25 protein-coding genes and 1 pseudogene are annotated in these 25,563 nt (G+C 59.6%); 19 read left to right on the plus strand and 7 right to left on the minus strand.

The window, feature by feature from the left end; genetic code table 11:
- The 8 genes from MMG91_RS09875 to MMG91_RS09910 all read left to right on the plus strand — a co-directional run bounded on the left by MMG91_RS09875 (position 1) and on the right by MMG91_RS09910 (position 8,800).
- The gene (locus MMG91_RS09875) at positions 1-708 is read left to right on the plus strand and encodes an SPOR domain-containing protein (protein WP_123358790.1); all 708 of its coding nucleotides are present in this window, start codon (positions 1-3) and stop codon (positions 706-708) included.
- Between the two features lie 231 nt (positions 709-939).
- Complete coding sequence (hslV, locus tag MMG91_RS09880) at positions 940-1,470, plus strand: ATP-dependent protease subunit HslV (RefSeq protein WP_305447873.1); 531 nt, start codon at positions 940-942, stop codon at positions 1,468-1,470.
- A 54-nt stretch (positions 1,471-1,524) separates the two neighbouring features.
- Positions 1,525-2,865 (plus strand): ATP-dependent protease ATPase subunit HslU, encoded by a 1,341-nt coding sequence (gene hslU / locus MMG91_RS09885; RefSeq protein ID WP_305447872.1) that lies wholly within the window; start codon positions 1,525-1,527, stop codon positions 2,863-2,865.
- Positions 2,866-3,005: 140 nt separating this feature from the next.
- The gene (locus MMG91_RS09890) at positions 3,006-3,383 is read left to right on the plus strand and encodes a DUF971 domain-containing protein (RefSeq protein WP_310659476.1); all 378 of its coding nucleotides are present in this window, start codon (positions 3,006-3,008) and stop codon (positions 3,381-3,383) included.
- A 256-nt stretch (positions 3,384-3,639) separates the two neighbouring features.
- A complete protein-coding gene (gene phaC / locus MMG91_RS09895; RefSeq protein ID WP_310659477.1) occupies positions 3,640-5,319 on the plus strand; it encodes a class II poly(R)-hydroxyalkanoic acid synthase in 1,680 nt (559 codons plus the stop codon).
- 134 nt (positions 5,320-5,453) lie between these two features.
- Entirely contained in the window at positions 5,454-6,308 is an 855-nt protein-coding gene (gene phaZ / locus MMG91_RS09900; protein WP_305447869.1) for a poly(3-hydroxyalkanoate) depolymerase, read from the plus strand.
- Positions 6,309-6,437: 129 nt separating this feature from the next.
- Positions 6,438-8,120, plus strand: a complete 1,683-nt coding sequence (gene phaC / locus MMG91_RS09905; RefSeq protein ID WP_305447868.1) for a class II poly(R)-hydroxyalkanoic acid synthase — start codon at positions 6,438-6,440, stop codon at positions 8,118-8,120.
- A gap of 59 nt (positions 8,121-8,179) precedes the next feature.
- Positions 8,180-8,800 carry a TetR/AcrR family transcriptional regulator gene (locus MMG91_RS09910; protein ID WP_019581845.1) on the plus strand — a complete coding sequence of 207 codons (621 nt, stop codon included), beginning with the start codon at positions 8,180-8,182 and terminating at the stop codon, positions 8,798-8,800.
- 271 nt (positions 8,801-9,071) lie between these two features.
- Here the strand turns inward: MMG91_RS09910 and MMG91_RS09915 are convergent, their stop codons facing one another.
- The 3 genes from MMG91_RS09915 to MMG91_RS09925 form a co-directional block, all read right to left on the minus strand.
- Positions 9,072-9,854: a phasin family protein gene (locus MMG91_RS09915; RefSeq protein WP_310659478.1), complete on the minus strand. Its 783-nt coding sequence runs from the start codon at positions 9,852-9,854 to the stop codon at positions 9,072-9,074.
- 10 nt (positions 9,855-9,864) lie between these two features.
- Positions 9,865-10,287, minus strand: coding sequence for a phasin family protein (locus MMG91_RS09920; RefSeq protein ID WP_305447866.1), 423 nt, complete (start codon positions 10,285-10,287; stop codon positions 9,865-9,867).
- A gap of 181 nt (positions 10,288-10,468) precedes the next feature.
- Positions 10,469-10,744 carry a polyhydroxyalkanoic acid system family protein gene (locus MMG91_RS09925; RefSeq protein WP_305447865.1) on the minus strand — a complete coding sequence of 92 codons (276 nt, stop codon included), beginning with the start codon at positions 10,742-10,744 and terminating at the stop codon, positions 10,469-10,471.
- Positions 10,745-10,899: 155 nt separating this feature from the next.
- Between MMG91_RS09925 and ubiE the strand changes: the two genes are divergently transcribed.
- From ubiE to MMG91_RS28955, 11 genes and pseudogenes are all read left to right on the plus strand, one after another.
- Positions 10,900-11,670, plus strand: coding sequence for a bifunctional demethylmenaquinone methyltransferase/2-methoxy-6-polyprenyl-1,4-benzoquinol methylase UbiE (gene ubiE / locus MMG91_RS09930; RefSeq protein ID WP_008005057.1), 771 nt, complete (start codon positions 10,900-10,902; stop codon positions 11,668-11,670).
- Positions 11,670-12,293, plus strand: coding sequence for an SCP2 domain-containing protein (locus tag MMG91_RS09935; RefSeq protein ID WP_310659479.1), 624 nt, complete (start codon positions 11,670-11,672; stop codon positions 12,291-12,293). The genes ubiE and MMG91_RS09935 overlap by 1 nt, the downstream gene beginning before the upstream one ends.
- Positions 12,290-13,894, plus strand: a complete 1,605-nt coding sequence (ubiB, locus tag MMG91_RS09940; protein ID WP_310659480.1) for a ubiquinone biosynthesis regulatory protein kinase UbiB — start codon at positions 12,290-12,292, stop codon at positions 13,892-13,894. Before MMG91_RS09935 ends, ubiB begins: the two co-directional genes overlap by 4 nt.
- 90 nt (positions 13,895-13,984) lie before the next feature.
- Positions 13,985-14,377: a phosphoribosyl-AMP cyclohydrolase gene (gene hisI, locus MMG91_RS09945; RefSeq protein WP_305447862.1), complete on the plus strand. Its 393-nt coding sequence runs from the start codon at positions 13,985-13,987 to the stop codon at positions 14,375-14,377.
- 270 nt (positions 14,378-14,647) lie between these two features.
- Positions 14,648-14,980: a phosphoribosyl-ATP diphosphatase gene (locus tag MMG91_RS09950; protein WP_007899279.1), complete on the plus strand. Its 333-nt coding sequence runs from the start codon at positions 14,648-14,650 to the stop codon at positions 14,978-14,980.
- A gap of 25 nt (positions 14,981-15,005) precedes the next feature.
- Positions 15,006-15,284, plus strand: coding sequence for a twin-arginine translocase TatA/TatE family subunit (locus MMG91_RS09955; RefSeq protein WP_305447861.1), 279 nt, complete (start codon positions 15,006-15,008; stop codon positions 15,282-15,284).
- A 10-nt stretch (positions 15,285-15,294) separates the two neighbouring features.
- Positions 15,295-15,720 carry a Sec-independent protein translocase protein TatB gene (gene tatB, locus MMG91_RS09960; protein ID WP_310659481.1) on the plus strand — a complete coding sequence of 142 codons (426 nt, stop codon included), beginning with the start codon at positions 15,295-15,297 and terminating at the stop codon, positions 15,718-15,720.
- The gene (gene tatC / locus MMG91_RS09965) at positions 15,717-16,511 is read left to right on the plus strand and encodes a twin-arginine translocase subunit TatC (protein WP_030129238.1); all 795 of its coding nucleotides are present in this window, start codon (positions 15,717-15,719) and stop codon (positions 16,509-16,511) included. Before tatB ends, tatC begins: the two co-directional genes overlap by 4 nt.
- Positions 16,508-17,215: a 16S rRNA (uracil(1498)-N(3))-methyltransferase gene (locus MMG91_RS09970; protein ID WP_310659482.1), complete on the plus strand. Its 708-nt coding sequence runs from the start codon at positions 16,508-16,510 to the stop codon at positions 17,213-17,215. Before tatC ends, MMG91_RS09970 begins: the two co-directional genes overlap by 4 nt.
- A 189-nt stretch (positions 17,216-17,404) precedes the next feature.
- Positions 17,405-18,463 (plus strand): annotated as a pseudogene (locus tag MMG91_RS28950) (methyl-accepting chemotaxis protein); the annotation flags it as partial.
- A gap of 144 nt (positions 18,464-18,607) precedes the next feature.
- The gene (locus MMG91_RS28955) at positions 18,608-19,321 is read left to right on the plus strand and encodes a methyl-accepting chemotaxis protein (protein WP_405046531.1); all 714 of its coding nucleotides are present in this window, start codon (positions 18,608-18,610) and stop codon (positions 19,319-19,321) included.
- Between the two features lie 146 nt (positions 19,322-19,467).
- On the opposite strand, the gene mdoH is transcribed toward MMG91_RS28955, so the two are convergent.
- From mdoH to pip, 4 genes are all read right to left on the minus strand, one after another.
- On the minus strand, positions 19,468-22,038 hold the full coding sequence (gene mdoH, locus MMG91_RS09980; RefSeq protein ID WP_310659484.1) for a glucans biosynthesis glucosyltransferase MdoH: 2,571 nt from the start codon (positions 22,036-22,038) through the stop codon (positions 19,468-19,470).
- Positions 22,031-23,833: a glucan biosynthesis protein G gene (locus MMG91_RS09985; protein ID WP_305447856.1), complete on the minus strand. Its 1,803-nt coding sequence runs from the start codon at positions 23,831-23,833 to the stop codon at positions 22,031-22,033. Before MMG91_RS09985 ends, mdoH begins: the two co-directional genes overlap by 8 nt.
- 321 nt (positions 23,834-24,154) lie before the next feature.
- On the minus strand, positions 24,155-24,592 hold the full coding sequence (gene dtd / locus MMG91_RS09990; RefSeq protein ID WP_305447855.1) for a D-aminoacyl-tRNA deacylase: 438 nt from the start codon (positions 24,590-24,592) through the stop codon (positions 24,155-24,157).
- Positions 24,589-25,560: a prolyl aminopeptidase gene (gene pip / locus MMG91_RS09995; protein ID WP_305447854.1), complete on the minus strand. Its 972-nt coding sequence runs from the start codon at positions 25,558-25,560 to the stop codon at positions 24,589-24,591. Before pip ends, dtd begins: the two co-directional genes overlap by 4 nt.
- Positions 25,561-25,563: the final 3 nt, after the last annotated feature.

Genomic DNA, 25,563 nt, shown 5'->3' on the forward strand with positions numbered 1-25,563 from the left:
TTGGCTGCCAAGAAAAAACCTGCACCCAAGCGTGGCGCCAGCCGTTACCAAGCTCCTGCAAAACAACCGATCCCGGGCTGGTTGTGGATGGCCATCGGCCTGACGGTCGGTGCGTTCATTGTGTTCCTGATGAAGCTGGAACCGGGCAAGGGCAGCGACAGCGTCAAGCGCGAGAAGATCGAGCAGCAGAAAGCCACCAAGATCGCCGAGGCCAACAAGACCCCGCCGAGCCCGACGCAACCGGTGAAGCCGAAGTACGACTTCTACACCTTGCTGCCGGAATCGGAAGTCATCGTGCCGCCGGACGCAGTGCCGGAGAAAACCCTGCCGACACCACAAGTGCCGGCCATTCCGACCACGCCGGTGACGCCTGCGGAAGCGGCGAAGATCGACACCGCCCGGGCTCAAGCGGCATTGGCCGGCATCACCCCGCCGCCAGCGCCGCCTGTGGCGAAAGCGGCGCCGGTGACCAAGTTCTTCCTGCAGGCCGGCTCGTTCCGCAAGGAAGCCGATGCCGATAAGGTTCGTGCGCAGATCATCCTGCTGGGCCAGGCCGTGGCGGTTGAATCCGGCACTGTGAAGGACGAGACCTGGTATCGGGTTCTGGTCGGCCCGTTCAGCAACCGCGAACAGCTGACCACCGCCCAGAAGCAACTGGCTGGTAGCGGTTTCAGCAACCTGTTGTTACAACAACGCCAAAGCCGCTGACCTTCCGCTGATCGCTCCCACGCTCTGCGTGGGAACGCCTCAAGGGACGCTCCGCGTTCCAGCTTTAGAAAGGGACGCGGAGCGTCCCGGGCTGCATTCCCACGCAGAGCGTGGGAACGATCAATACGCGCACCGCTCGTCCCCCGCCGCGTCCTACAGTTGAAAAACGCTCCACCACCCCCATATGAGTTGGCATAAGGCATTTTCGCCCCGCTGCGTGGAGACTCTCCCTTGACCACCATCGTTTCAGTTCGCCGCCACGGCAAAGTCGTCATGGGCGGCGACGGCCAGGTTTCGCTCGGCAATACCGTGATGAAAGGCAACGCGAAGAAAGTTCGCCGCCTCTACCACGGCCAAGTTATCGCCGGTTTTGCCGGGGCCACCGCTGACGCCTTCACCCTCTTCGAACGTTTCGAAGGCCAGCTCGAGAAACATCAGGGTCACCTGGTTCGCGCCGCCGTCGAACTCGCCAAAGAATGGCGCACCGACCGCACCCTCAGCCGCCTCGAAGCCATGCTCGCGGTCGCCAACAAAGATGCCTCCCTGATCATCACCGGCAACGGTGACGTGGTTGAGCCCGAACAAGGCCTGATCGCCATGGGTTCCGGCGGCGGTTACGCCCAGGCTGCCGCGAGTGCCCTGTTGAAGAAAACCGATTTGTCGGCACGGGAAATCGTCGAAACAGCGCTCGGCATCGCCGGCGACATCTGCGTATTCACCAACCACACCTTCACCATCGAGGAGCAGGACCTCGCTGAGTAAGCCTGTGTCGGCCTAGCGCCACGGCTCACTTTTGCTTGAGGACCGCCAATTATTATGCCCATGACCCCCCGTGAAATCGTCCACGAACTCAATCGCCATATCATCGGCCAGGACGATGCCAAACGCGCCGTCGCCATTGCCTTGCGCAACCGCTGGCGTCGGATGCAGCTGCCCGAAGAGCTGCGCGTCGAAGTCACCCCCAAGAACATCCTGATGATCGGCCCGACCGGTGTCGGTAAAACCGAGATCGCCCGTCGCCTGGCCAAGCTCGCCAACGCGCCGTTCATCAAGGTCGAAGCGACCAAGTTCACCGAAGTGGGCTACGTGGGCCGTGACGTCGAATCGATCATTCGTGATCTGGCCGACGCCGCGATCAAACTGCTGCGCGAACAGGAAATGACCAAGGTTCGCCACCGCGCCGAAGACGCTGCCGAAGAGCGCATCCTCGACGCCTTGCTGCCACCGCCACGCATGGGCTTCAGCAACGAGGACTCGGCACCGTCGGCCGACTCCAACACCCGTCAGCTGTTCCGCAAACGCCTGCGTGAAGGTCAGCTGGATGACAAGGAGATCGAAATCGAAGTGGCCGAAGTGTCCGGCGTCGATATCTCCGCGCCACCGGGCATGGAAGAAATGACCAACCAGCTGCAGAGCCTGTTCGCCAACATGGGCAAGGGCAAGCGCAAAAACCGCAAGCTCAAGGTCAAGGAAGCGCTGAAACTGGTTCGCGACGAAGAAGCCGGTCGCCTGGTCAACGAAGAAGAATTGAAGGCCAAGGCCCTGGAAGCCGTTGAGCAGCACGGCATCGTGTTCATCGACGAAATCGACAAGGTCGCCAAGCGCGGCAACTCCGGTGGCATCGACGTGTCCCGCGAAGGCGTACAGCGCGACTTGCTGCCGCTGATCGAAGGCTGCACCGTCAACACCAAACTGGGCATGGTCAAGACTGACCACATCCTGTTCATCGCCTCCGGCGCGTTCCACCTGAGCAAGCCAAGCGATCTGGTACCGGAGCTGCAAGGTCGTCTGCCGATTCGGGTCGAACTCAAGGCCCTGAGCCCGGAAGATTTCGAGCGCATCCTCAGCGAGCCGCATGCATCGCTTACCGAGCAGTATTGCGCACTGCTGAAAACCGAAGGACTGCTCATCGAATTCCTGCCGGACGGCATCAAGCGCCTCGCCGAGATCGCCTGGCAGGTCAACGAGAAAACCGAAAACATCGGTGCCCGTCGCCTGCACACCCTGCTCGAGCGTCTGCTCGAAGAGGTGTCGTTCAGCGCCGGCGATCTGGCCAGCACCCACGAGGACAAGCCAATCCTGATCGATGCCGATTACGTCAACAGCCACTTGGGCGAATTGGCGCAGAACGAAGACCTGTCCCGTTATATCCTGTAGGTCACCTACTCTCCTGTGAGAACGAAATACCTGTAGGAGCTTGCCGCAGGCTGCGATCTTTTCCGGCTGACGCCGAAGATCAAAAGATCGCAGCCTGCGGCAGGTCCTACACAACGTTCCACATAGACGGACGACCTGCCATGAGCCAACTCCCCACCGACATCAAACTCCACAAAGCCTCAAAAACCCTGACGCTCAAATACGCGTCCGGCGAGGAATATCACCTGAGCGCCGAGTTTCTTCGCGTGCACTCTCCTTCCGCTGAAGTTCAGGGCCACGGCAAACCTATCCTGCAATTTGGCAAGATTGGCGTAGGCCTGAGCAAGGTCGAACCGGCTGGTCAGTACGCACTGAAATTGACCTTCGACGACGGCCACGACAGCGGCCTGTTCACTTGGGAATATCTGTACCAGTTGGCAGTGCGCCAAGAAGATCTTTGGAGTGATTATCTTGCGGAACTCAAAGCGGCTGGAAAGACCCGTGATCCGAATGAGTCAGTCGTCAAGCTGATGCTCTAGGTCAGGCCTCTGGCTATTTAGAGGGCATTTTCTAATTCCATCTGTTTGAATGCTCCGCTGCGGTGTCAACGATTGGCCCGCTTGCGAAAAAAATTAAACTCGGGTAACCAATGGAGCTGGCAAGTTCCGTGCAGTGCTCTCTGAACTAAAAAGCAGCGATGCGCAATTTACAGTCACCCGAGCAGTAGTACCTGGCGTGTTGTGTGACTACACAGCTGGACTCAGGTACTCGTCTCAGGACAATGGAGCGTCGTAGATGAGTAACAAGCTTAACGATGACTTGAAATTTCAGGCTTCGGAAAACACCTTGGGGCTGAATCCTGTTGTTGGACTACGCAGAAAGGATCTCTTGGGCTCTGCCCGCATGGTGCTGAGCCAGGCCCTCAGACAACCCATCCACAGTGTCAGGCATGTCGCCCATTTCGGCATCGAACTCAAGAACGTGCTGCTCGGAAAATCCGAGCTTCAACCGCAAAGTGACGACCGTCGCTTCCTCGACCCGGCGTGGAGCCAGAACCCGCTCTACAAACGTTATTTGCAAACTTATCTGGCGTGGCGCAAGGAGCTTCACGCGTGGATCGATGACAGCAACCTCTCGCCCAAGGACATCGCTCGCGGGCATTTCGTAGTCAATCTCATGACCGAAGCCATGGCCCCGACCAACACGGCGGCCAACCCGGCGGCGGTCAAACGCTTCTTCGAAACCGGTGGCAAGAGCCTGCTCGACGGTCTCTCCCACTTGGCCAAGGACCTGATCCACAACGGCGGCATGCCAAGCCAGGTCAACATGGGCGCGTTCGAAGTCGGCAAGAGCCTGGGCGTGACTGAAGGCGCTGTGGTGTTTCGCAACGACGTGCTGGAACTGATCCAGTACCGACCGATCACCGAGCAGGTGCATGAGCGCCCGCTGCTGGTAGTGCCGCCACAGATCAACAAGTTCTACGTTTTCGACCTGAGCCCGGACAAGAGCCTGGCGCGCTTCTGCCTGCGCAACAACGTACAGACGTTCATCGTCAGCTGGCGCAACCCGACCAAGGAGCAGCGCGAGTGGGGTCTGTCGACCTACATCGAAGCGCTCAAGGAAGCGGTCGATGTCGTCACCGCGATCACTGGCAGCAAAGACGTGAACATGCTCGGCGCCTGCTCCGGCGGCATCACCTGCACCGCCCTGCTGGGTCACTACGCAGCGATCGGCGAGAAGAAGGTCAACGCCCTCACCCTGCTGGTCAGCGTGCTGGACACCACCCTGGACAGCGATGTGGCTCTGTTCGTCGACGAGCAGACCCTCGAAGCCGCCAAGCGCCATTCCTACCAGGCCGGTGTGCTGGAAGGTCGCGACATGGCGAAAGTCTTCGCCTGGATGCGCCCCAACGACCTGATCTGGAACTACTGGGTCAACAACTACCTGCTGGGTAATGAGCCGCCGGTTTTCGACATTCTGTTCTGGAACAATGACACCACCCGGTTGCCGGCGGCATTCCATGGCGACCTGATCGAGATGTTCAAAAACAACCCACTGATCCGCCCCGATGCCCTGGAAGTGTGCGGCACAGCGATTGACCTCAAACAGGTGACCGCCGACATCTTTTCCCTGGCCGGCACCAACGATCACATCACCCCGTGGAAATCCTGCTACAAATCCGCGCAGCTGTTCGGCGGCAAGGTCGAGTTCGTGCTGTCCAGCAGCGGGCATATCCAGAGCATTCTGAATCCGCCGGGCAATCCGAAAGCGCGCTACATGACCAGCACCGACATGCCGGTCAAAGCCGAGGAGTGGATGGAAAACTCCACCAAACACACCGACTCCTGGTGGTTGTATTGGCAAGCGTGGCAGGCCGAGCGTTCGGGCAAACTGAAGAAATCCCCCGCCCACCTTGGCAACAAGGCCTATCCAGCGGGTGAAGCGTCTCCGGGTACTTATGTGCATGAACGTTGAGCTTCAACTTACTCGCGGTCCGCGGCACTGGGAGGTGCCGCGATTTCTACCCATCACTCTCGAGGCCATCCTCGAACATTCTGCGACGGCCCGGGACGGCCCGATCAGCGTTTAAAACCTACAGGGCTCCGTGCATGCCGCAACCGTTCGTCTTTCGTACCGTCAACCTGGATGGCCAGACCCTCCGCACCGCGGTACGCCCCGGCAAGCCTCACTTGACGCCCTTGCTGATTTTCAACGGCATCGGCGCCAACCTGGAGCTGATATTTCCGTTCGTCCAGGCTCTGGATCCGGACCTGGAAGTCATTGCTTTCGACGTACCCGGTGTTGGCGGCTCATCGACTCCCAACCGCCCGTATCGCTTTTCGGGCCTGGCGAAACTCACGGCGCGAATGCTCGACTATCTCGATTACGGGCAAGTCAATGTGATTGGTGTGTCGTGGGGTGGCGCCCTGGCACAACAGTTCGCCTATGACTATCCCGAGCGCTGCAAGAAGCTGGTGCTGGCGGCTACAGCGGCCGGTACCGTGATGGTGCCGGGCAAGCCGAAAGTACTGTGGATGATGGCCAGCCCACGGCGCTACATCCAGCCATCCCATGTGATTCGTATTGCACCGATGATCTATGGCGGCTCGTTTCGTCGCGATCCGACCCTGGCAGCCAGTCACGCCGCCAGGGTCCGCTCGGCAGGCAAACTCGGTTATTACTGGCAGCTGTTCGCTGGCTTCGGCTGGACCAGCATTCACTGGCTGCACAAGATCAACCAGCCAACTTTGGTGTTGGCCGGCGACGACGATCCTCTGATCCCGCTGATCAACATGCGCATGTTGGCCTGGCGAATTCCCAATGCCCAATTGCACATCATCGACGATGGGCATCTGTTTTTGATTACCCGTGCCGAAGCGGTGGCACCAATCATCATGAAGTTTCTGGAGGAGGAACGTCAGCGCGCAGTAATGCATCCGCATCCGGCACCATCGAGCGGTTAACCGATCCCGACTTTTGTTTATGAAAAGGAGTCGGCAGGAGGCCGTGCCGCGCAACAACCCGCAACAACGTCTATGGTGTTTTGTTCGGGTGTGTTTGTTTTTGGCCTGATGACGAAGGAGTGTTAACTCATGCGCGACAAACCAGCGAAGGGCTCTTTGCCCGCTCCCGCTGCATTCATCAATGCTCAGAGTGCGATTACCGGTCTGCGCGGCCGGGACTTGCTTTCGACCTTGCGCAGCCTGGCCACCCACGGCCTGCGCAACCCGGTGTATACGGCCCGGCATGCCTTGAAGCTGGGCGGCCAGTTGGGCCGTGTCCTGTTGGGTGAAACCCTGCACCCGACCAACCCGCAGGACAGTCGCTTCGCCGACCCGACGTGGAGCCTCAATCCTTTTTATCGCCGCAGCCTGCAGGCCTATCTGAGCTGGCAGAAAGAAGTCAAAAGCTGGATCGACGAAAGCAACATGAGCCCGGACGATCGTGCCCGCGCCCACTTCGCCTTTGCCTTGATCAACGACGCCGTGGCGCCGTCCAACACCCTGCTCAATCCGCTGGCGATCAAGGAACTCTTCAACTCCGGCGGCAGCAGCCTGGTCCGGGGCATCGGTCATTTGCTCGACGACCTCCTGCACAACGACGGCCTTCCAAGACAAGTCACCAAACAAGCATTCGAGGTGGGCAAAACGGTCGCCACCACCACCGGCTCCGTGGTGTTTCGCAATGAGCTGCTGGAACTGATCCAGTACAAGCCGATGAGCGAAAAACAGTATTCCAAACCCTTGCTGATCGTGCCGCCACAGATCAACAAGTACTACATTTTCGATTTGAGCCCCAACAACAGCTTCGTCCAGTTCGCCCTTAAAAACGGCTTGCAGACCTTCGTTATCAGCTGGCGCAATCCCGATGTGCGTCATCGCGAATGGGGGTTGTCGTCTTACGTCGAAGCCGCCGAGGAAGCGATGAATGTGTGCCGGGCAATCACCGGCGCTCGCGAGGTCAACCTGATGGGGGCCTGTGCCGGCGGGCTGACCATCGCTGCGCTACAAGGGCATTTGCAGGCCAAGCGGCAGCTGCGACGGGTGTCCAGCGCGACCTACCTGGTCAGCATGCTCGACAGCCAGATAGACAGCCCGGCCACCCTATTCGCCGACGAACAGACGCTGGAAGCGGCCAAGCGCCGCTCGTATCAGAAGGGCGTTCTGGAAGGTCGTGACATGGCCAGGGTGTTTGCCTGGATGCGGCCCAACGATTTGATCTGGAATTACTTCGTCAATAACTACCTGCTGGGCAAGGAGCCGCCGGCGTTCGACATCCTCTACTGGAACAATGACAACACGCGCCTGCCGGCGGCGTTTCATGGCGATCTGCTGGACTTCTTCAAGCACAACCCGCTGAGTCATCCAGGGGGGCTGGAAGTGTGCGGCACGCCGATCGACCTGCAGAAAGTCACCGTCGACAGTTTCAGCGTGGCGGGCATGAATGATCACATCACCCCGTGGGATGCAGTGTATCGCTCGACATTGCTATTGGGTGGCGAGCGGCGCTTTGTGCTGTCCAATAGCGGTCATGTGCAGAGCATTCTCAACCCGCCCCACAATCCGAAAGCCAACTACGTCGAGAATCCGAAACTGAGCAGCGACCCGCGGGCCTGGTATTACGACGCCAAGCGCGTCGACGGTAGCTGGTGGACGCAATGGCTGAGCTGGATTCAGGAACGTTCCGGCGCACAACGCGAAACCCAGATGGCCCTCGGCAACCAGAACTATCCACCGATGGAGGCAGCACCCGGTACTTACGTGCGCGTGCGCTGACGTTCAACGAACCACGGCCGCCAATGGCCGTGGCATGACTCGACCATTAAGAAGACAGGATGAAAACCCGCGACCGGATTCTCGAATGTGCCCTGCAGTTGTTCAATCAGAAGGGCGAACCGAACGTGTCCACCATGGAAGTGGCCAACGAAATGGGCATCAGCCCGGGCAACCTCTACTACCACTTCCATGGCAAGGAACCGCTGATCCTCGGGTTGTTCGAACGCTTCCAGACTGAACTGACCCCTTTGCTCGATCCACCGTCCGATGTGGAATTGGCGCCCGAAGATTACTGGCTGTTCCTGCATCTGATCGTCGAACGCCTGGCCCAATACCGGTTTCTGTTCCAGGACCTGTCGAACCTTGCCGGCCGCCTGCCGAAACTGGCCAAGGGGATACGCAACCTGCTCAATGCGTTGAAGCGCACACTCGCCTCATTGCTGGCGCAGTTGAAGGCTCAGGGTCAATTGGTCAGTGACACCCAGGCGCTGGGGCAACTGGTGGAGCAAATCACCATGACGTTGCTGTTCTCGCTGGACTATCAGCGGATTCTCGACCGTGAAGGTGAAGTGCGGCTGGTGGTGTATCAGATCATGATGCTGGTGGCGCCGCACTTGCTGCCGCCGGTGAAAGTCGCGACCGAGCGGTTGGCGCTCCAATATCTGGAAGAGCACGACTAACCCTGTGAGAGCGAGCTTGCTCGCGAAAGTGGTTCATCATTCAACATTGATCTCGACTGACACGCCGCTTTCACGAGCAAGCCCGCTCCCACAGTAGATCCGTGGTGCTATTTAGGATGTATCCGCAAACAAAAACGCCCGACCTTTACAGGCCGGGCGTGATCGTTCCCATGCTCCGCGTGGGAATGCAGCTGGTGACGCTCTGCGTCACTGCCGCAATGGACGCGGAGCGTCCGGTGAGGCATTCCCACGCGGAGCGTGGGAACGATCATCAGGACTGACTGGTTGGCGCCGATGGAGTCGGTGCGACAGTCGGGGTTACAGCAGGGGTCGGCGCAGTGCCGGAGTTCGCCGTACTGACCGGGGTTACCGGTTTAGCGGGTGCCGCTGCTGATTTTGGCGCTGCCGCTTTCGGGGCTGCCGGTTTTTTCACTGCTGGTTTCTTCGCTGCAGCGGGTTTGGCCGCCGCTTTAGCAGCTGGTTTTGCAGCAGCTTTTGCAGCGGGTTTAGCGGCCGCTTTGGCTGCAGGTTTCGCAGCTGCAGTTTTGGCTGCCGGTTTCGCTGCGGCCTTGGCCAATGGCTTGGCAGCACTTTTGGCTGCAGGTTTGGCTGCCGTGGTTTTCGCCGCAACAGGTGCAACCTTGGCACCGGTGAGTTTCTCGATTTGCTTGGTCAGGGTATCGACCTTGCTGTGCAGTGCCTTGACCTCATTGCGGCTTGGTACACCCAGGCGCGAAATGGCGCTGTTCAGGCGCTTGTCGAAAGCCCCTTCCAGCTCATCCCATTTGCCCAGCGCACGATCTTTCACGCCGCTGATGCGCGACTTGGCCGACGAAGCGGAGTCCTTGGCGGCATCGACTTTCTTGCCGACAGCGCTTTTGGTGAGCTTCTCGGCTTTCTCGCCGTCCTTAACTAATGTATCGAAGAGCTTGCTGCCGTCAGTGTCGATCTTCGAGTACACGCCTAAACCAGCCAGCCAGATCTTGCGGGAGTAGTCTTCGACCTTCCCGATCCACGAGCTGCCTTCTTTTTCAGTATTCTTTTTACCAGCCATCCCGTTCTCCTTAAGATTTACGCGCGACACGTTCGAGCAATGCCGTCAGCTCATCGAGCTTAGCAGAGAGTGTCTCCACGTCATGTTTAGACGGAATGCCGATACGATTCAAGGCACTTGCGATACGCGTATCGAAAGCCCTCTCTACTTTGTCGAGTTGAAGTTCGACTTTGCCTTTGAAAGTACTCACTTCACTCTTGGCTTCATCGATCTCGGCATTGGCCGCTTCAAGTTTCTTATCGATGACTTTTTTACCTTTGTTTTCAACAGCTTGACCAGCCTTGATCAACTCTTGAACGTACTCGCCACCCTCTTGGCCAACCCTGGTATAAGCACCCAGGCCTGCCAGCCAGATCTTGCGGGCATACGATTTGACGTCGCCCAGAGCGTTAGTTTCAACGTCGACTTTTTTCTTCAAAATAACTTTGGCCATGGTGCACCTCACGCGCAGAAGGGTCGAGGAACTGCCCGCAAAGAGTCGGGCTCAGGCACAAAGTAGTGAGAATAATTAGAAACGGCACCCTAACAAGTGACACAAAATCTGTAGACGCAGAACAAATGTGGGAGCGAGCAAACCCACTCCCACATTAATCGCATTCCGCACAACGACCGGATTATGCCAACGCTTTATCGAGCGCCCTTTCAATTTCCGATTTGATGGTGCCGCTCATGGCGGACATCAACAGGCCCAGTTCGACATCGACCTTGATCGAGTCGTCGCCCACATGCACCGCGCCTTTCACCCCGGGGCGTCTCAGATTCAGAGTGTCGCCGGACCACTGCGGCTCCAGGCCATATTGCTCGGACAGTTTCTGCGCCAACTTGTCGGCCTTCTCGCGGGCCGCTTCCTTACCCAGGCCGTGGGCACGCTCAACACTAATACGGGCCATCGAATGACTCCTGCTTTATCGTGACTTGCTCAAGACATCTTGACCCTGCATGCGTCAAAACGTCTCGGTAGTTGCCTATCTTACCTTCAGCCTTGCCAAGACAAAGCAGGCCACCGGGATTAGAATGTCCCGCATTCTCTTTTGGTGACAGCGATATGACTGATCAGCGCAAAGGCAGCGATGCCGAACCCACCACTCACTTCGGCTTCAAAAACGTTCCGGAAAGCCAGAAAGCGGAAAAAGTCGCTGAGGTTTTCCACTCGGTAGCCGCCAAGTACGACCTGATGAACGACCTCCTGTCGGGCGGTATGCACCGTCTGTGGAAGCGTTTCGCGATCGAGCTGTCGGGTGTGCGTACCGGTAACCGCGTGCTGGACATCGCCGGTGGCACTGGTGACCTGACCCGCAAGTTTTCGCATCTTGTGGGACCGACGGGTCAGGTAGTGTTGGCCGACATCAACGAATCCATGCTCAAGGTCGGTCGTGACCGCCTGCTGGATCTGGGTGTGTCCGGCAACGTCGAATTCGTCCAGGCCGACGCTGAAAAACTGCCGTTCCCGGACAACCATTTCGATTGCGTCACCATCGCTTTCGGTCTGCGCAACGTGACGCATAAAGAAGACGCCCTGCGCTCGATGCTGCGCGTGCTGAAACCGGGCGGCCGTTTACTGGTGCTGGAATTCTCCAAGCCGACCAATGCGCTGATGTCCAAAGCCTACGACGCCTATTCGTTCGCCTTCATGCCGTTGATGGGCAAGCTGATCACCAATGATTCGGAAAGCTATCGCTACCTGGCCGAATCGATCCGCATGCACCCGAATCAGGAAACCCTGAAGTCGATGATGGTCGAGGCCGGTTTCGACCGCGTGACGTACCACAACATGACCGCAGGCATCGTCGCCTTGCACCGCGGCATCAAGCCCTGATGTTGCTGGCCGGCCTGCTCGCCAGCGTTGAGCTCGGTCTGAACCGGGTGCTGCGTCTCGACAGCACGGCGCTGCCGCGACTGGCGCATTTGAGCGGCAAGGTGATTGCCGTCGACTGCCGCAGCCCGGCGTTGCAACTGTTTATCCTGCCCAGCGATGAAGGCCTGATGCTCGCCTCCCAGTGGGAAACCGGTGCCGACTGCACTTTGCGCGCACCGGCCTCAAGCCTGCTGAGACTGGCGACGAGCAAGGACAAGACTTCAGTTCTGCATGCCCCGGAAGTCGAACTCGACGGCGACAGTGGCGTGCTGCTGGAACTGGCAGCGATCCTTCAGGACCTCGAACTGGACTGGGAGTACGAGCTCTCGCGCTGGCTGGGACCTGTGGCCACGCAACTGATCGGCGGTCACCTGCGCAGCCGTGCACGCTGGTATCAGCAGGGGTTCGCCAGCCTGAACCAGAACCTGGGCGAATACCTGGCCGAAGAATCGCGCGCCCTCGTCGGTCAGCGCGAAGCTGATGCCCGTTTCAATGAACTGGACCAGATCAAGCTCGATCTGGAACGTCTCGAGGCGCGTTTCGAGCGCCTTTTCCGATCCCTTGACCCAAGCGATAACGCATGAAGCTGCTTGCCGTCCGCCGTTTGTTGCGCATCCAGCGCGTTGTGATCCGCTACCGCCTCGATGACCTGCTGTTCGCCCTGCCACTGCCCTGGTTTCTGCTGGCGCTGCGCTACGCCTTGCCGTGGCGCTGGTTCCCGCGCAAGACGCTGGACTTGAGCCGCGGTGCGCGACTGCGCCTGGCGTTGCAGGACCTGGGGCCGATTTTCATCAAGTTCGGCCAGATCCTTTCGACGCGCCGCGACCTGCTGCCCGAAGACATCGCCGATGAGCTGATGAAGCTGCAGGACCGCGTGCCGCCGTTCGACTCGCAAGTGTCGGTCCGGCTGATCGAAGAGCAACTCGGCAAAAAAATCAGTGAAGTCTTCAGCCGTTTCGACGTTGAACCGCTGGCCTCGGCTTCGGTGGCGCAGGTGCATGCCGCGCAGCTGAAATCCGGTGAAGAAGTTGTCGTCAAAGTGATTCGCCCGGGCCTGAAACCGATCATTGCCCAAGACCTGGCGTGGCTGTTCATCCTCGCCCGCGCGGCGGAAAAACTCTCGGCCGATGCTCGCTTGCTGCACCCGGTGGACGTGGTCAGCGACTACGAAAAAACCATCTACGACGAACTCGACCTGCTGCGCGAGGCGGCTAACGCCAGCCAGCTGAAGCGCAATTTCGAAGGTTCGCCGCTGCTGTATGTACCGCAAGTCTATTGGGACTGGTGCCGACCGAAAGTGCTGGTGATGGAGCGCATCTACGGGATTCAGGTCACCGACCTCGCGACCCTGGCCGACCAGCGCACCGACATGAAAATGCTCGCCGAGCGTGGCGTGGAGATCTTTTTCACCCAGGTGTTCCGCGACAGTTTCTTCCACGCCGACATGCACCCCGGCAACATCTTCGTCAGCACCGTGCAACCGTGGAGCCCGCAGTACATCGCCATCGACTGCGGCATCGTCGGCAGCCTGACCCCGGAAGACCAGGACTATCTGGCGCGCAACCTGTTCGCGTTCTTCAAACGTGATTACCGTCGTGTCGCGCAGTTGCACATCGATTCGGGCTGGGTGCCGGCAGAAACCAAACTCAACGAATTCGAAGCGGCGATCCGTACGGTGTGCGAGCCGATCTTCGAAAAACCGTTAAAAGATATTTCGTTCGGCCAGGTGCTGATGCGCCTGTTCCAGACCGCTCGACGCTTCAATATGGAAGTGCAGCCGCAGTTGGTCTTGCTGCAAAAAACCCTGTTGAACATCGAAGGCCTGGGCCGTCAGCTGTACCCGGACCTCGATCTGTGGAACACCGCCCAGCCGTTCCTCGAGCGCTGGATGCGCGAGCGCGTCAGCCCCAAAGCCTTGTTAGGCAACGTACAGAGCCAGTTCGAGCAGATCCCGCATCTGGCCAACATGGCCCGCGATCTGCTCGAGCGCATGTCCCAGCCCCACGCCAACGACCCGCCGCCTCCTTGGCACAAGCGCAAGGACGACTGGTTCCTGCGGTTGCTCGGCACCGCTCATTTGGCCGGTGGCACGATACTCGCCGCCGGTGGCCCGTTGAACGAACTGGGGCACTGGCCCGCCGGAATCATGGTGGCGGTCGGCTTGTATCTGGTCGTTCGCCGATAGCCAGTTGGATAATCGGCTGGCACACTGTTTGAACGCTGAATTTGAACATTGGCCTCAACTATTGAAGTAGAGCCCGCGTCGGAGTCGAAGATGAAAAACTGGCTGGACGAGATCAAGTGGGACGCCGATGGCCTGGTGCCGGCGATTGCCCAGGATCACAAGACCGGACGCGTCCTGATGATGGCCTGGATGAACCGCGAAGCGCTGGAATTGACCGCTGCCGAGAACCGTGCCATTTACTGGTCACGTTCCCGTGGCAAGCTGTGGCGCAAGGGCGAAGAGTCCGGCCACGTGCAAACCCTGCATGAGATGCGCCTGGACTGTGACGCTGACGTGATCATCCTGATGGTTGAGCAAATCGGCGACATCGCCTGCCATACCGGCCGTCAGAGCTGCTTCTACCGCGTCTTCGAGAACGGCGACTGGAAAACCGTCGACCCGGTGCTGAAAGACCCGCACGCTATCTACTCCGCAGGACATTAGGATGTGTCATCAGTCATTTCCTGAGCTGCGTTGCCGGCTCAAAGCGCGCCAGGCAAGGCGCAGGCCGCCGGGAATGTCGTTTCCTTGCCAAGGCCTGCAACGCAGCATGGCGCGCTTTGAGCCGACAACCCGTAGGGCCGGGCCTGATTTTGTGCAGGGCTGCGTTACTCGTCGTTTATTTGGAACAACCAAACCACACTCCTCGCGCCTTGCCCTGCACAAAATCAGGCTCCGGCGCAGCTCAGGAAATGACTGATGACACATCCTCACATGAGTGACACCCTGACCCGTCTGGCCCAGGTGCTGGAAGAGCGCAAAGGCGCCGCTGCCGACAGCTCGTATGTCGCCAGCCTGTACCACAAGGGCTTGAACAAGATTCTGGAAAAAGTCGGCGAAGAGTCGGTCGAAACCATCATTGCCGCCAAGGATGCCGCCATCAGCGGTGACTGTAGCGATGTGATCTACGAGACCGCCGATTTGTGGTTCCACAGCATGGTCATGCTCGCCCAGCTGGGGCAGCATCCACAGGCTGTGCTCGATGAACTGGACCGTCGCTTCGGTCTGTCCGGACACGCCGAGAAAGCCTCTCGCCCGTCCGCCTGAACAACTATTTAGAGAGGAACGCAACATGGGCATTTTTGACTGGAAACATTGGGTCGTCATCCTGGTTGTCGTGGTGCTGGTGTTCGGCACCAAGAAGCTGAAAAACCTCGGCACTGACGTGGGCGAGTCGATCAAGGGCTTTCGTAAAGCCATGAACGACGACGAGAAACCGGCTGACCCGACAGCGACCCCGGCCCAACCGGTTCCGCCTGTTCAGCCACAGGCCACACAGTCCGTGAACCCGCCGCACACCATCGATGTGCAGGCGCAAAAAGTCGAAGAGCCGACCCGCAAAGACTCGTGAGCACTGACTAATGTTTGGTATCAGCTTCTCTGAACTGCTGCTCGTCGGCCTCGTTGCCCTGCTGGTGCTGGGCCCCGAGCGTCTGCCGGGCGCTGCGCGCACCGCCGGCCTGTGGGTCGGGCGACTGAAGCGCAGCTTCAACGCGATCAAACAGGAAGTTGAACGTGAAATCGGTGCCGACGAGATCCGCCGGCAACTGCACAACGAGCACATTCTGTCCCTGGAGCAGGAGGCGCGGAAGATCTTCACGCCGACTCAACAGGAGCCGACGCCGGTGGAACCTGTCGCGACGCAGACTATTCATGCGCCAGCGGCTGAGGCTATGCCGGTGGCTGCAACCGCTGAACCTGCACCTTCAGTAGAAACTGTTGCTCCTGCCGCCGCGCCGACAACACCGGCGCCTCACGACACCACTTTGCCGCCGCGAGCCCCATGAGCGATCTTCCCGAAAATGACCAGCACATGCCGCTGGTTTCGCACCTCACCGAGTTGCGCACCCGCCTGCTGCGCTGTGTAGCGGCGATTTTCATTATCTTTGCCGGGCTGTTCGCCTTCACCCAGCAGATCTACACCTTCGTCTCCACGCCGCTGCGCCAGTACCTGCCGGCCGGCGCGACGATGATCGCCACCGACGTGTCGTCGCCGTTCCTGACGCCGCTGAAACTGACCATGATGGTCTCGCTGTTCCTGGCGATCCCGGTGATCCTGCACCAGATCTGGGGCTTCATCGCGCCGGGCCTGTACAAGCATGAGAAGCGCATCGCGGTGCCGTTGCTGGTCTCCAGCATTCTGCTGTTCTACACCGGCATGGCCTTCGCCTATTTCCTGGTGTTCCCGCTGATCTTCAAGTTCTTCGCCGCCGCCACCCCGGCCGGCGTGGAAATGATGACCGACATCACCAGCTACCTCGATTTCGTCATGACGCTGTTCTTCGCCTTCGGCGTGGCGTTCGAGATTCCGGTAGCCGTGGTGCTGCTGGTGTGGATTGGCGTGGTCAACGTCGCCTACCTGAAGAAAATCCGCCCGTACGTGATCATTGGCTGCTTCGTGGTCGGCATGATTCTGACGCCGCCGGACATCTTCTCGCAGACGCTGCTGGCCGTTCCGATGTGGCTGCTGTTCGAAATCGGCATCCTGTTCGGTAGCCTGATCAGCAAGCGCGGCGAGCACCCGGACGATCAGCCGGCTGATGATCACAACGACCAGCCGCCAGCGACCCAAGCGTGAACCTGCTGCTCCTCGAAGAGGCCGACTTCATTACGGCCGACCGGGTGATCCTGCGCGATCGCCGGTTGACTCATATGCAGGAAGTCCATCGCTCGGTGGTTGGCGACAGCCTGCGGGTCGGGCGTATCGGCGGCTTGATGGGCTCGGCCGAGCTGCTACGCCTGGACGCCGATGAAGCCGAGTTGCGTGTCATCCTCGACCAGCCGCCACCGGCCAAGCTGCCACTGACTTTGGTGCTGGCCCTGCCGCGACCGAAAATGCTCCGTCGGGTGTTTCAGACCGTGGCTGCCATGGGTGTGCCGCGAATCGTGCTGGTGAACAGCTATCGCGTCGAGAAGAGCTTCTGGCAAACCCCGTTCCTGGAGCCCGAGGCGATTCGCGAGCAGTTGATCCTGGGTCTTGAACAGGCCCGGGACAGCGTGCTGCCGGAAGTCGTCATCGAGAAGCGCTTCAAGCCCTTTGTCGAAGATCGTTTGCCGGCCATTACCGAAGGCACCTTAGGCCTGGTCGGCCATCCCGGTAACTACCCGCCCTGCCCCCGCGGCCTGGACGAACCGGTGACCCTGGCCATCGGCCCCGAAGGCGGCTGGATTCCCTACGAAATCGACTTACTGGGCAAGGCCGGCCTGCAACCGGTGCAACTCGGCGAGCGCATCCTGCGGGTCGAAACCGCCGTCACTGCGCTGCTCTCTCGTTTATTTTAACCCTTCCGGATCACACCTCCCCATGTAGAAGCTGCCGAAGGCTGCGATCTTTTGATTTTTAGAATCAAGATAAAAAGATCGCAGCCTTCGGCAGCTCCTACGGGATCGTGCCTTGACACCTACAGAACCCCGCCCGCCTGCCGATACAGCTTCCATAAAACCGATTAATGGTCCGAGGGGAGTTGCAGCATGTACCGTTGGCTAGCCGAGAAACTGGGAAACGTAAGCGTCAATCGCAAACTGGGTGTCGGCTTCGGTCTGGTGCTGCTTCTGACTTTGTTGATCACCTTCACCGGCTGGACCGGCTTGAGCGGTGTGATCAGCCGTGGCGATACGCTTGGGTTTATTTCCAGCCTCAATGAGCTGACCAAAGACCTGCGCCTGGCCCGTCTGGATTACGACATGCGCCGTGGCGAACAAGGCGCGGGCGCCGTCAACGAGCTGGTCGGCCAACTCGATGCCGGCTTGAAAACTGCCCGAACGCTGGTCGAACAACCTGCCGACGTGGCAATGATCGATCAGCAATTGGCCGCGGTCAGCGAGTACAAACGCGCTTTCGCGGACATGACCCAGGCCACCGCCACCCGCGAAGATGCTCGCAGCAAACTGGGCGCTACCGCCGATAACGCCGTGGCCCGGGTCGCTGAAGTCGAAAAATCCCTGCTGCAAGGCGACAGCGTCGCTCAGTTCAACAGCGTGATCGACCTGAGCAAGCTGATCCAGCAAGCGCGTTTCCAGGTCCGCGGCTACACCTACAGCGGCAAGCCCGAGGCCGAACAGCCTGCGCTGGATGCCATCGGCAACGCTCTGAAAAACCTCGAAAGCCTGCCGTCTCAACTGCCGGAACAACACATCGCCAACCTGCAACAGGCGACCGATTCACTCAAAGCTTACCGCGCGGCCGTCAGCCAGTTCCGCGACTCCCAGGTCGCCAGCGCTGCCGCCCTCAAACGCATGAGCGCGCAAGGCGACATTCTGCTCGACGTCAGCAAAAAGCTCACCGTCTCGCAAACCGTCGTGCGTGACACCGATGCCGCGCACGCCAAAAACCTGCTGCTGATAGCCACCGTCCTCGCGTCGGCCTTTGGTTTGTTCGCGGCTTGGGCCATCACTCGCCAGATCGTCATTCCTCTGAGCCAGACCCTCAAAGTGGCAGAGCGTGTCGCCGCGGGTGACCTGACTCACAATCTTATTTCCGAACGTCGGGACGAACTGGGCCAGCTACAGCGCGCCATGCAGAGCATGACCCTGGGCCTGCGGGAACTGATCGGTGGCATCAGCGATGGCGTGACCCAAATCGCCAGCGCCGCTGAAGAGCTGTCGGCCGTCACCGAACAAACCAGCGCCGGGGTCAACAGCCAGAAGGTCGAGACCGATCAGGTGGCCACCGCCATGCACGAAATGACCGCCACTGTGCAAGAGGTCGCGCGCAATGCCGAAGAAGCGTCCGAAGCTGCCGTTGCCGCCGACCAGCAGGCCCGCGAGGGTGACAAGGTGGTTGGCGAAGCCATCGCCCAGATCGAACGCCTGGCTACCGAAGTCGGCAACTCCACCGCCGCCATGGGCGATCTGAAGCGCGAAAGCGACAAAATCGGCAGCGTGCTCGACGTGATCAAGTCCGTGGCCCAGCAAACCAACCTGCTGGCGCTCAACGCCGCCATCGAAGCCGCCCGCGCCGGTGAAGCCGGGCGCGGTTTTGCCGTGGTCGCTGATGAAGTCCGCAGCCTGGCCCAGCGCACTCAGAAGTCCACCGAAGAAATCGAAGAGCTGATCGTCGGTCTGCAGACCGGCACTCAGCAAGTCGCGACCATCATGGACAACAGCCGCAGCCTGACCGACAGCAGCGTCGAACTGACTCGCCGCGCCGGTAGCTCGCTGGAAAGCATCACCCGCACCGTGTCGGCAATCCAGTCGATGAACCAGCAGATCGCCGCCGCTGCCGAGCAACAGAGCGCGGTGGCTGAAGAGATCAACCGTAGCGTGCTGAACGTGCGCGATGTGTCCGAGCAGACTTCGGCCGCCAGTGAAGAGACCGCGGCTTCCAGCGTTGAGTTGGCGCGGTTGGGGACGCATTTGCAGATGCTGGTGGGGCGGTTCAAGGTTTGAGCTGATGCGGGTATCCCGGTTCGCTTGAAACCGGGGTGATGCCATCGCGGGCAAGCCCGCTCCCACAGGGTCCGCACCCAACACAAAAGTTGTGTTCAGTCAGATCATCAGCACAAAAAAAACCCCGCTTTCGCGGGGTTTTTTCATCAGGCCAACTGAGGCTGCACGCTCAGCGGCTTGAGCGGCAACAGCGGCGCATGGGGATCGGCATCCACCGATGTGCGCCAGGCTTGTAGCCACTCGGCGTCGCCTTCGTTCCAGACCTGCTCATGCAAGCGACCCAGTGCCACCGGATCACTCAGCAGGGCCACGCGCTCGTCGTTGGTCAGCCCGGCAGGCCCGACCTTCATCGCGTGGCGAACCCGCTCGATGCGCAGCCATTCGATCGGCTCGGCCTGACGGTGACGAGACGTCGCCAGCGCACATGCCAAAGCGTTCTGCTGAGGGTCGACCACCGACCGGACGAAGCCGTCGTTCAGTGCATGCCAACGGTTTTCGTGGGTGTACTGATCGGTCGACAGCAATTCCTGTGGCGGGGCATATTCCTCAGGAATCAGGAACAGGCTTTCGTCACGGGACTTGAGGCCCAGGCCGACACGGCTGGAGATCACCGATACCGGGATCGACAACATCAGCGAACCGACAATCGGCACCAGCCACCACAGGAAGCTCGGGTTCAGCCAGATCACCAACAGCGCCCAGAAGAAGCCCAGCAAGGTTTGCGGACCATGGCGTTTGACCGCTTCGCTCCATGGCGTGGAGTCGTCGTCACGTTGCGGCGAGTTCCAGGTCGCGGCCCAGCCGAGGAATGCGGCGAGTACGAAACGGGTGTGGAAAATCATCCGCACCGGCGCCAACAGCATGGAGAACAACATCTCCAGCAGCATCGACAGCGTCACCTTGAACTTGCCACCGAACTCTTTCGCGCCCTTGGCCCAGATCAGAATGATGCTCAGCAATTTCGGCAGGAACAGCAGCACAATGGTCGTCGAGAACAAAGCAATTGCCTTGTCCGGCTGCCATTGTGGCCACAGTGGATAGAGCTGACGCGGTTCCAGGAAGTATTGCGGCTCCATCAACGTATTGACCGCCAGCAAGGCCGTCGACAACACCAGGAACAAGAACCACAACGGCGCCGACAGGTAAGACATCACGCCGGTCAGGAACACCGCACGGTGCACCGGGTGCATGCCCTTGACCAGGAACAGCCGGAAGTTCATCAGGTTGCCGTGGCACCAGCGACGGTCACGCTTGAGCTCGTCCAGCAGGTTCGGTGGCAGTTCTTCGTAGCTGCCCGGCAAGTCGTAGGCAATCCATACGCCCCAGCCGGCACGGCGCATCAGCGCAGCTTCGACGAAGTCGTGGGACAGAATCGCACCGGCAAACGCGCCTTTACCGGGCAACGGCGCCAAGGCGCAGTGCTCGATGAACGGCTTCATGCGGATAATCGCGTTGTGACCCCAGTAGTGGGATTCACCCAACTGCCAGAAGTGCAGACCGGCAGTGAACAGCGGACCGTACACACGCGTGGCGAACTGCTGCATACGCGCATAAAGGGTGTCCATGCCCGACGCACGCGGCGCGGTCTGGATGATCCCGGCGTCCGGCGTGGCTTCCATCAGGCGCACCAGACTGCTCAGGCATTCGCCGCTCATCACGCTGTCGGCGTCGAGCACGACCATGTACTTGTAGTCACCGCCCCAACGACGGCAGAAGTCGTCGAGGTTGCCGCTTTTACGTTTTACGCGGCGGCGACGGCGACGATAGAAGATCTTGCCGAAACCTTTGCCTTCACGGCAGACGTCCAGCCAGGCCTGCTGTTCGGCAACGCAGATGTCGGCGTCGTTACTGTCGCTGAGTACGAAAAAGTCGAAGCGATCCAGGTTACCCGAGGCCGCAACCGATTCGAAGGTCGCCCGCAAACCGGCGAACACTCGCGGCACGTCTTCGTTACAGATCGGCATCACCAGTGCGGTGCGTGCGTCCTTGGCGATCGGCTCGTTGCCGGCGCTGGCGCCGGAAATGCGGTACTTGTCACGGCCGGTGATCAACTCGAGGAAGCCCATCAGCGCGGTCCAGAAACCGGCCGAGACCCAGCAGAACAGAATCCCGAACATAATCAGAATGCTGGTTTGCAAGGCATATGGCAGCACTTGCGTGGCGGTTTGGGTCAGCGGTTGATGCAGGACTTCTTCAAGATCGACGAACGACCAGCCCTGGTACGGCATGATGCCTTTCATGTACCAGCCGGCGACGATCGTCTGACCGAGCATCAGCACCAGCAGAATGTAGCGTCGGATCGAACCGACGGTGCGCCAGCGAGCCGCCGGCAGCACATTCTCATCCTTTGGCGGAGCCGGCGGATTGGTGCGACCGGTCAGCCGACGCCAGCCACGCACCAGAATGTTGGTGCGCCACGGCTCAGGCACGACTTTGGTCCGACGGATCGGCGGGGTTGCCTTCAGGCAAACCCGACCACTGGCATCGAGCACCAGCATTTCCGCATCCGCCAGTTCTTCGGCGGAGTTCAGGGTCAGGCGCCGGCCGACCGAGGCTTGAGCAGCCTCGGCCGGCGCGTCGAACGTCGAGGACGACAGACGTTCGTGCAGTTCACTGAAAGACTTGCAGCCCGCGAGTTCCGCGCGCTGCTCGTCGCTCATCGGCAAATGCGCCAGATACTCGGCAAGCGTTTGTGACTGTACTTGTGAATTACTCATCGGCGGGCAACTGATAGCTCCAGGTCTCGGTCAGGACTTGTTCAGTCGGTGCCGATTCCGTTGTGGCTGGGGCCGCTTCGGCAGCGACAGGCTGCTTGGCGTCATTGTTGTCCTTGTCCTTGGTATCCTTGACTTGCTGGGCTTGGGCGTGTGCTTCAGCCTGCTTGTCCTTCTTCTCCTGCTGGCGGGCGGCGATCTTGTCGGCCTTGGCAACGGAAGAACTGGACGTTGGCGCCGCGGTCTTGAGCGCCTCGGCAGGCGAGATGTTCTTGACCAGCGCAGCCCGCATTTCGGTGGCCTTGCTCGGATCCTTGATCTTCATCCGCAGGGTCAGGCGCCAGCCCTTGGTTTCAGGGTTGTAACGGACGCTGTTCTCGACCAGTTCTGCGTTGTCGCCAACACTCACCTGACTGCGCACTTCAGCATCTTCCGGCAGGACTTGGAGGGACGGGCCTTCGAAATCCACCAGATAGGCCACGCTGCCGTCCGGCTGACGAATCAGGTTCGACTGCTTGACGTCACCCGTGGAACGCAGGGTCTGTTGAACCCAGGCGCTGTCCGGCGAATGCAGGGAGGCTTCGTCGATGGTCCAGTGCATGCGGTAGGCAACGTCCAGGGACTGGCCAGGCTCAGGCAGTTTTTCCGGGCTCCAGAAAGCGACGATATTGTCGTTGGTTTCGTCGGCGGTAGGAATCTCTACCAGATCGACGGAGCCTTTGCCCCAATCGCCTTTGGGTTCGATCCAGGCACTTGGGCGCTTGTCGTAGCGGTCATCGAGGTCTTCGTAGTGACTGAAGTCACGGCCACGTTGCAGCAAGCCGAAACCGCGCGGGTTCTCGATCGAGAAGTTACTCACGGACAGGTGCTTCGGATTGTTCAGTGGGCGCCAGATCCATTCGCCGTTGCCGGCATGGATCGACAGGCCGCTGGAATCGTGCAGTTCGCGACGGTAGTTCAGCACTTTCGACGGCTGGTTGGCGCCGAACAGGAACATGCTGGTCAGCGGCGCAACGCCAAGCTTGGTGACTTTGTCACGCAGGAACATCTTGGCCTTGACGTCGACGACCGTGTCGCTGCCCGGACGCACGGTCAGGCGATAGGCACCGGTGGCGCGCGGCGAATCCAGCAGGGCGAAGATCACCAGATGCTTGTCGCCCGGCTTCGGCTGTTGAATCCAGAACTCGGTGAAGCGCGGGAACTCTTCGCCGGATGGCAATGCGGTATCAATGGCCATGCCGCGAGCGGAGAGCCCGTAGGTCTGCCCCTTGCCGATGACGCGGAAATAACTCGCGCCGAGCATGGTCATGATTTCGTCTTGCTTGTCGGCCTTGTTGATCGGGTACAGCACACGGAAACCGGCATAACCCAGCTGTTCGGTGGCTTTAGGATCGAACTTCACGTCGCCGAAATCGAAACGACTTGGGTCGTATTTGATCTCTTCGACGGTGTTAGCCGTGATTTCGTTGATTTTCACCGGCGTATCGAAGTGCATACCCTGGTGATAGAACGACAGTTTGAATGGGGTTTTCTGGTTCGCCCATTCGGCTTTTTCCGTGAGGAACCGGATTTTTTGATAGTCCGCGAATTTCATCTCGCGAAACTCATTCGGCAGGTTACTGCGCGGGGCTTCGTATTTTTGCCCGGCCAGCTCTTTTGCCTTGACCGATACGTCATCCAGATTGAATGCCCAAAGTTGGCCGGCGCTGAACAGGCAGAGCAGTGCAGAGCCCGCTACCAGAGCGCTTCGAAACCGTTTGGCAGACAATTTTGGTGCATTACAGGGACTAACAATCACGAGCAACCCTCGCCGAAAACAGATCAAAAAACCAACGGCCAGTTAAAGTGCCAGCACGGTGTGCGGTGAAAAAAAACCGACCCTGCGAACGACTCTTGCCAAGTTGGCGAGCATTGTTCCGACTCCTATGGGGCAAAATGATTCCCCAACAGGTCTCGGACAAGTCTCTACCTAAGTCAAAACGGATCAACGAACGCTGATCCCCGTAGCGCGCGATTATCTAGCAGGCCGCGTTACAACGCATCAGGGGGAAGCAAGTATTTATCGGGAAAAGCCCCTGTTTTCAGCCGAAATGCCCTGAAAAGGATCTTTCAAGCGCTTTCACGTCTGTAACAGAAAGGTTACCGGGCCATCATTGACCAGGTGCACCTGCATATCCGCGCCGAATCTACCTGATGCCACAGTGCCATGCACCTGTTTCGCTTTGCCCAATAGATAGTCGAAAAGCTCCTCGCCCAAAGCAGGAGGAGCCGCAGTCGAAAAACTTGGGCGCAACCCGTTTTTGGTGTCGGCGGCCAGGGTGAACTGCGAGACCAGCAGCAACCCGCCGCCTACGTCCGCCAAGGACAGATTCATCTTGCCCTCGGCGTCACTGAATACTCGATAGTTAAGCAGTTTATGCACAAGTTTGTCGGCGCTGGCCCGAGTATCGTCGGGCTCGACCGCCACCAGCACCATCAACCCCTGATCTATCGCGCCAACCACCTCTCCCGCGACCTCGACTCGCGCGCCACGCACGCGTTGCAGCAGGCCCTTCATGCTTCGTCTGGCGACAAGTTGAGCATACGACGGGCCATCAGATCAGCGGCGCGTACCAAGGCATCGGTAATACCCGTTTCGGACGCCGCATGACCCGCGTCACGAATCACCTGCAATTCGCTGTTCGGCCAGGCTTGATGCAATTCCCAGGCGTTGTCCAACGGGCAGATCACGTCGTAACGACCATGGACGATAACGCCGGGCAGGTGGGCGATCTTGGCCATGTCACGAATCAGTTGGTTCGGCTCGAGGAAAGCGTTGTTGGTGAAGTAGTGGCACTCGATACGGGCGATGGACAACGCACGCTGAGGCTCGGAGAAGCGGTCGACCACCAGCGGATTCGGCCGCAGGGTGGCAGTGCGGCCTTCCCACATGGACCAGGCCTTGGCCGCGTGCATCTGGGCGATCTGATCGTTGCCGACCAAGCGTTTGTGGAACGCCGAGAGCAAGTCGTGGCGTTCATCCTGGGGGATCGGCGCGATGTAGTCCTGCCAGTAATCGGGAAACAGACGACTGGCGCCACACTGGTAGAACCACTCGATTTCCTGGGGACGGCAGAGAAAAATCCCGCGCAGTATCAAACCGTGCACGCGCTCCGGATGGGTTTGCGCGTAAGCCAGGGCCAGGGTTGAACCCCAGGAGCCGCCGAACAGCACCCATTTGTCGATGCCCAGGTGCTTGCGAATCCGCTCGAGGTCGGCGACCAGATCCCAGGTGGTGTTGTTTTCCAGGCTGGCGTGGGGCGTGGAGCGACCGCAACCACGCTGGTCGAAGGTGACAATGCGATACAGGTTCGGATCGAAATACCGACGGCTCTGGGCATCACACCCGGCACCAGGGCCGCCGTGGATGAACACCACCGGCAAACCTTCCGGCGAACCGCTTTCGTCGACATACAGCGTGTGGGTTTTATCGACGGCCAGATCGTGCCGGGCGTGGGGTTTGATCTGCGGGTACAAAGTCTGCATTGC

Origin of the sequence: Pseudomonas sp. JL3 (genome assembly GCF_031570575.1) — a bacterium.
Taxonomy (GTDB): domain Bacteria; phylum Pseudomonadota; class Gammaproteobacteria; order Pseudomonadales; family Pseudomonadaceae; genus Aquipseudomonas; species Aquipseudomonas cucumis.

What these genes read in the sequence shown, in the direction of transcription:
- MMG91_RS09910 (WP_019581845.1), top strand. Translation starts at nt 8,180, where the DNA reads ATGAAAACCCGCGACCGGATTCTCGAATGTGCCCTGCAGTTGTTCAAT.
- MMG91_RS09890 (WP_310659476.1), top strand. Translation starts at nt 3,006, where the DNA reads ATGAGCCAACTCCCCACCGACATCAAACTCCACAAAGCCTCAAAAACC.
- ubiB (WP_310659480.1), top strand. Translation starts at nt 12,290, where the DNA reads ATGAAGCTGCTTGCCGTCCGCCGTTTGTTGCGCATCCAGCGCGTTGTG.
- phaZ (WP_305447869.1), top strand. Translation starts at nt 5,454, where the DNA reads ATGCCGCAACCGTTCGTCTTTCGTACCGTCAACCTGGATGGCCAGACC.
- MMG91_RS09950 (WP_007899279.1), top strand. Translation starts at nt 14,648, where the DNA reads ATGAGTGACACCCTGACCCGTCTGGCCCAGGTGCTGGAAGAGCGCAAA.
- pip (WP_305447854.1), bottom strand. Translation starts at nt 25,560, where the DNA reads ATGCAGACTTTGTACCCGCAGATCAAACCCCACGCCCGGCACGATCTG.
- phaC (WP_305447868.1), top strand. Translation starts at nt 6,438, where the DNA reads ATGCGCGACAAACCAGCGAAGGGCTCTTTGCCCGCTCCCGCTGCATTC.
- MMG91_RS28955 (WP_405046531.1), top strand. Translation starts at nt 18,608, where the DNA reads ATGCACGAAATGACCGCCACTGTGCAAGAGGTCGCGCGCAATGCCGAA.
- ubiE (WP_008005057.1), top strand. Translation starts at nt 10,900, where the DNA reads ATGACTGATCAGCGCAAAGGCAGCGATGCCGAACCCACCACTCACTTC.
- MMG91_RS09915 (WP_310659478.1), bottom strand. Translation starts at nt 9,854, where the DNA reads ATGGCTGGTAAAAAGAATACTGAAAAAGAAGGCAGCTCGTGGATCGGG.
- hisI (WP_305447862.1), top strand. Translation starts at nt 13,985, where the DNA reads ATGAAAAACTGGCTGGACGAGATCAAGTGGGACGCCGATGGCCTGGTG.
- MMG91_RS09935 (WP_310659479.1), top strand. Translation starts at nt 11,670, where the DNA reads ATGTTGCTGGCCGGCCTGCTCGCCAGCGTTGAGCTCGGTCTGAACCGG.
- MMG91_RS09925 (WP_305447865.1), bottom strand. Translation starts at nt 10,744, where the DNA reads ATGGCCCGTATTAGTGTTGAGCGTGCCCACGGCCTGGGTAAGGAAGCG.
- tatC (WP_030129238.1), top strand. Translation starts at nt 15,717, where the DNA reads ATGAGCGATCTTCCCGAAAATGACCAGCACATGCCGCTGGTTTCGCAC.
- mdoH (WP_310659484.1), bottom strand. Translation starts at nt 22,038, where the DNA reads ATGAGTAATTCACAAGTACAGTCACAAACGCTTGCCGAGTATCTGGCG.
- phaC (WP_310659477.1), top strand. Translation starts at nt 3,640, where the DNA reads ATGAGTAACAAGCTTAACGATGACTTGAAATTTCAGGCTTCGGAAAAC.
- MMG91_RS09920 (WP_305447866.1), bottom strand. Translation starts at nt 10,287, where the DNA reads ATGGCCAAAGTTATTTTGAAGAAAAAAGTCGACGTTGAAACTAACGCT.
- dtd (WP_305447855.1), bottom strand. Translation starts at nt 24,592, where the DNA reads ATGAAGGGCCTGCTGCAACGCGTGCGTGGCGCGCGAGTCGAGGTCGCG.
- MMG91_RS09955 (WP_305447861.1), top strand. Translation starts at nt 15,006, where the DNA reads ATGGGCATTTTTGACTGGAAACATTGGGTCGTCATCCTGGTTGTCGTG.
- hslU (WP_305447872.1), top strand. Translation starts at nt 1,525, where the DNA reads ATGCCCATGACCCCCCGTGAAATCGTCCACGAACTCAATCGCCATATC.
- tatB (WP_310659481.1), top strand. Translation starts at nt 15,295, where the DNA reads ATGTTTGGTATCAGCTTCTCTGAACTGCTGCTCGTCGGCCTCGTTGCC.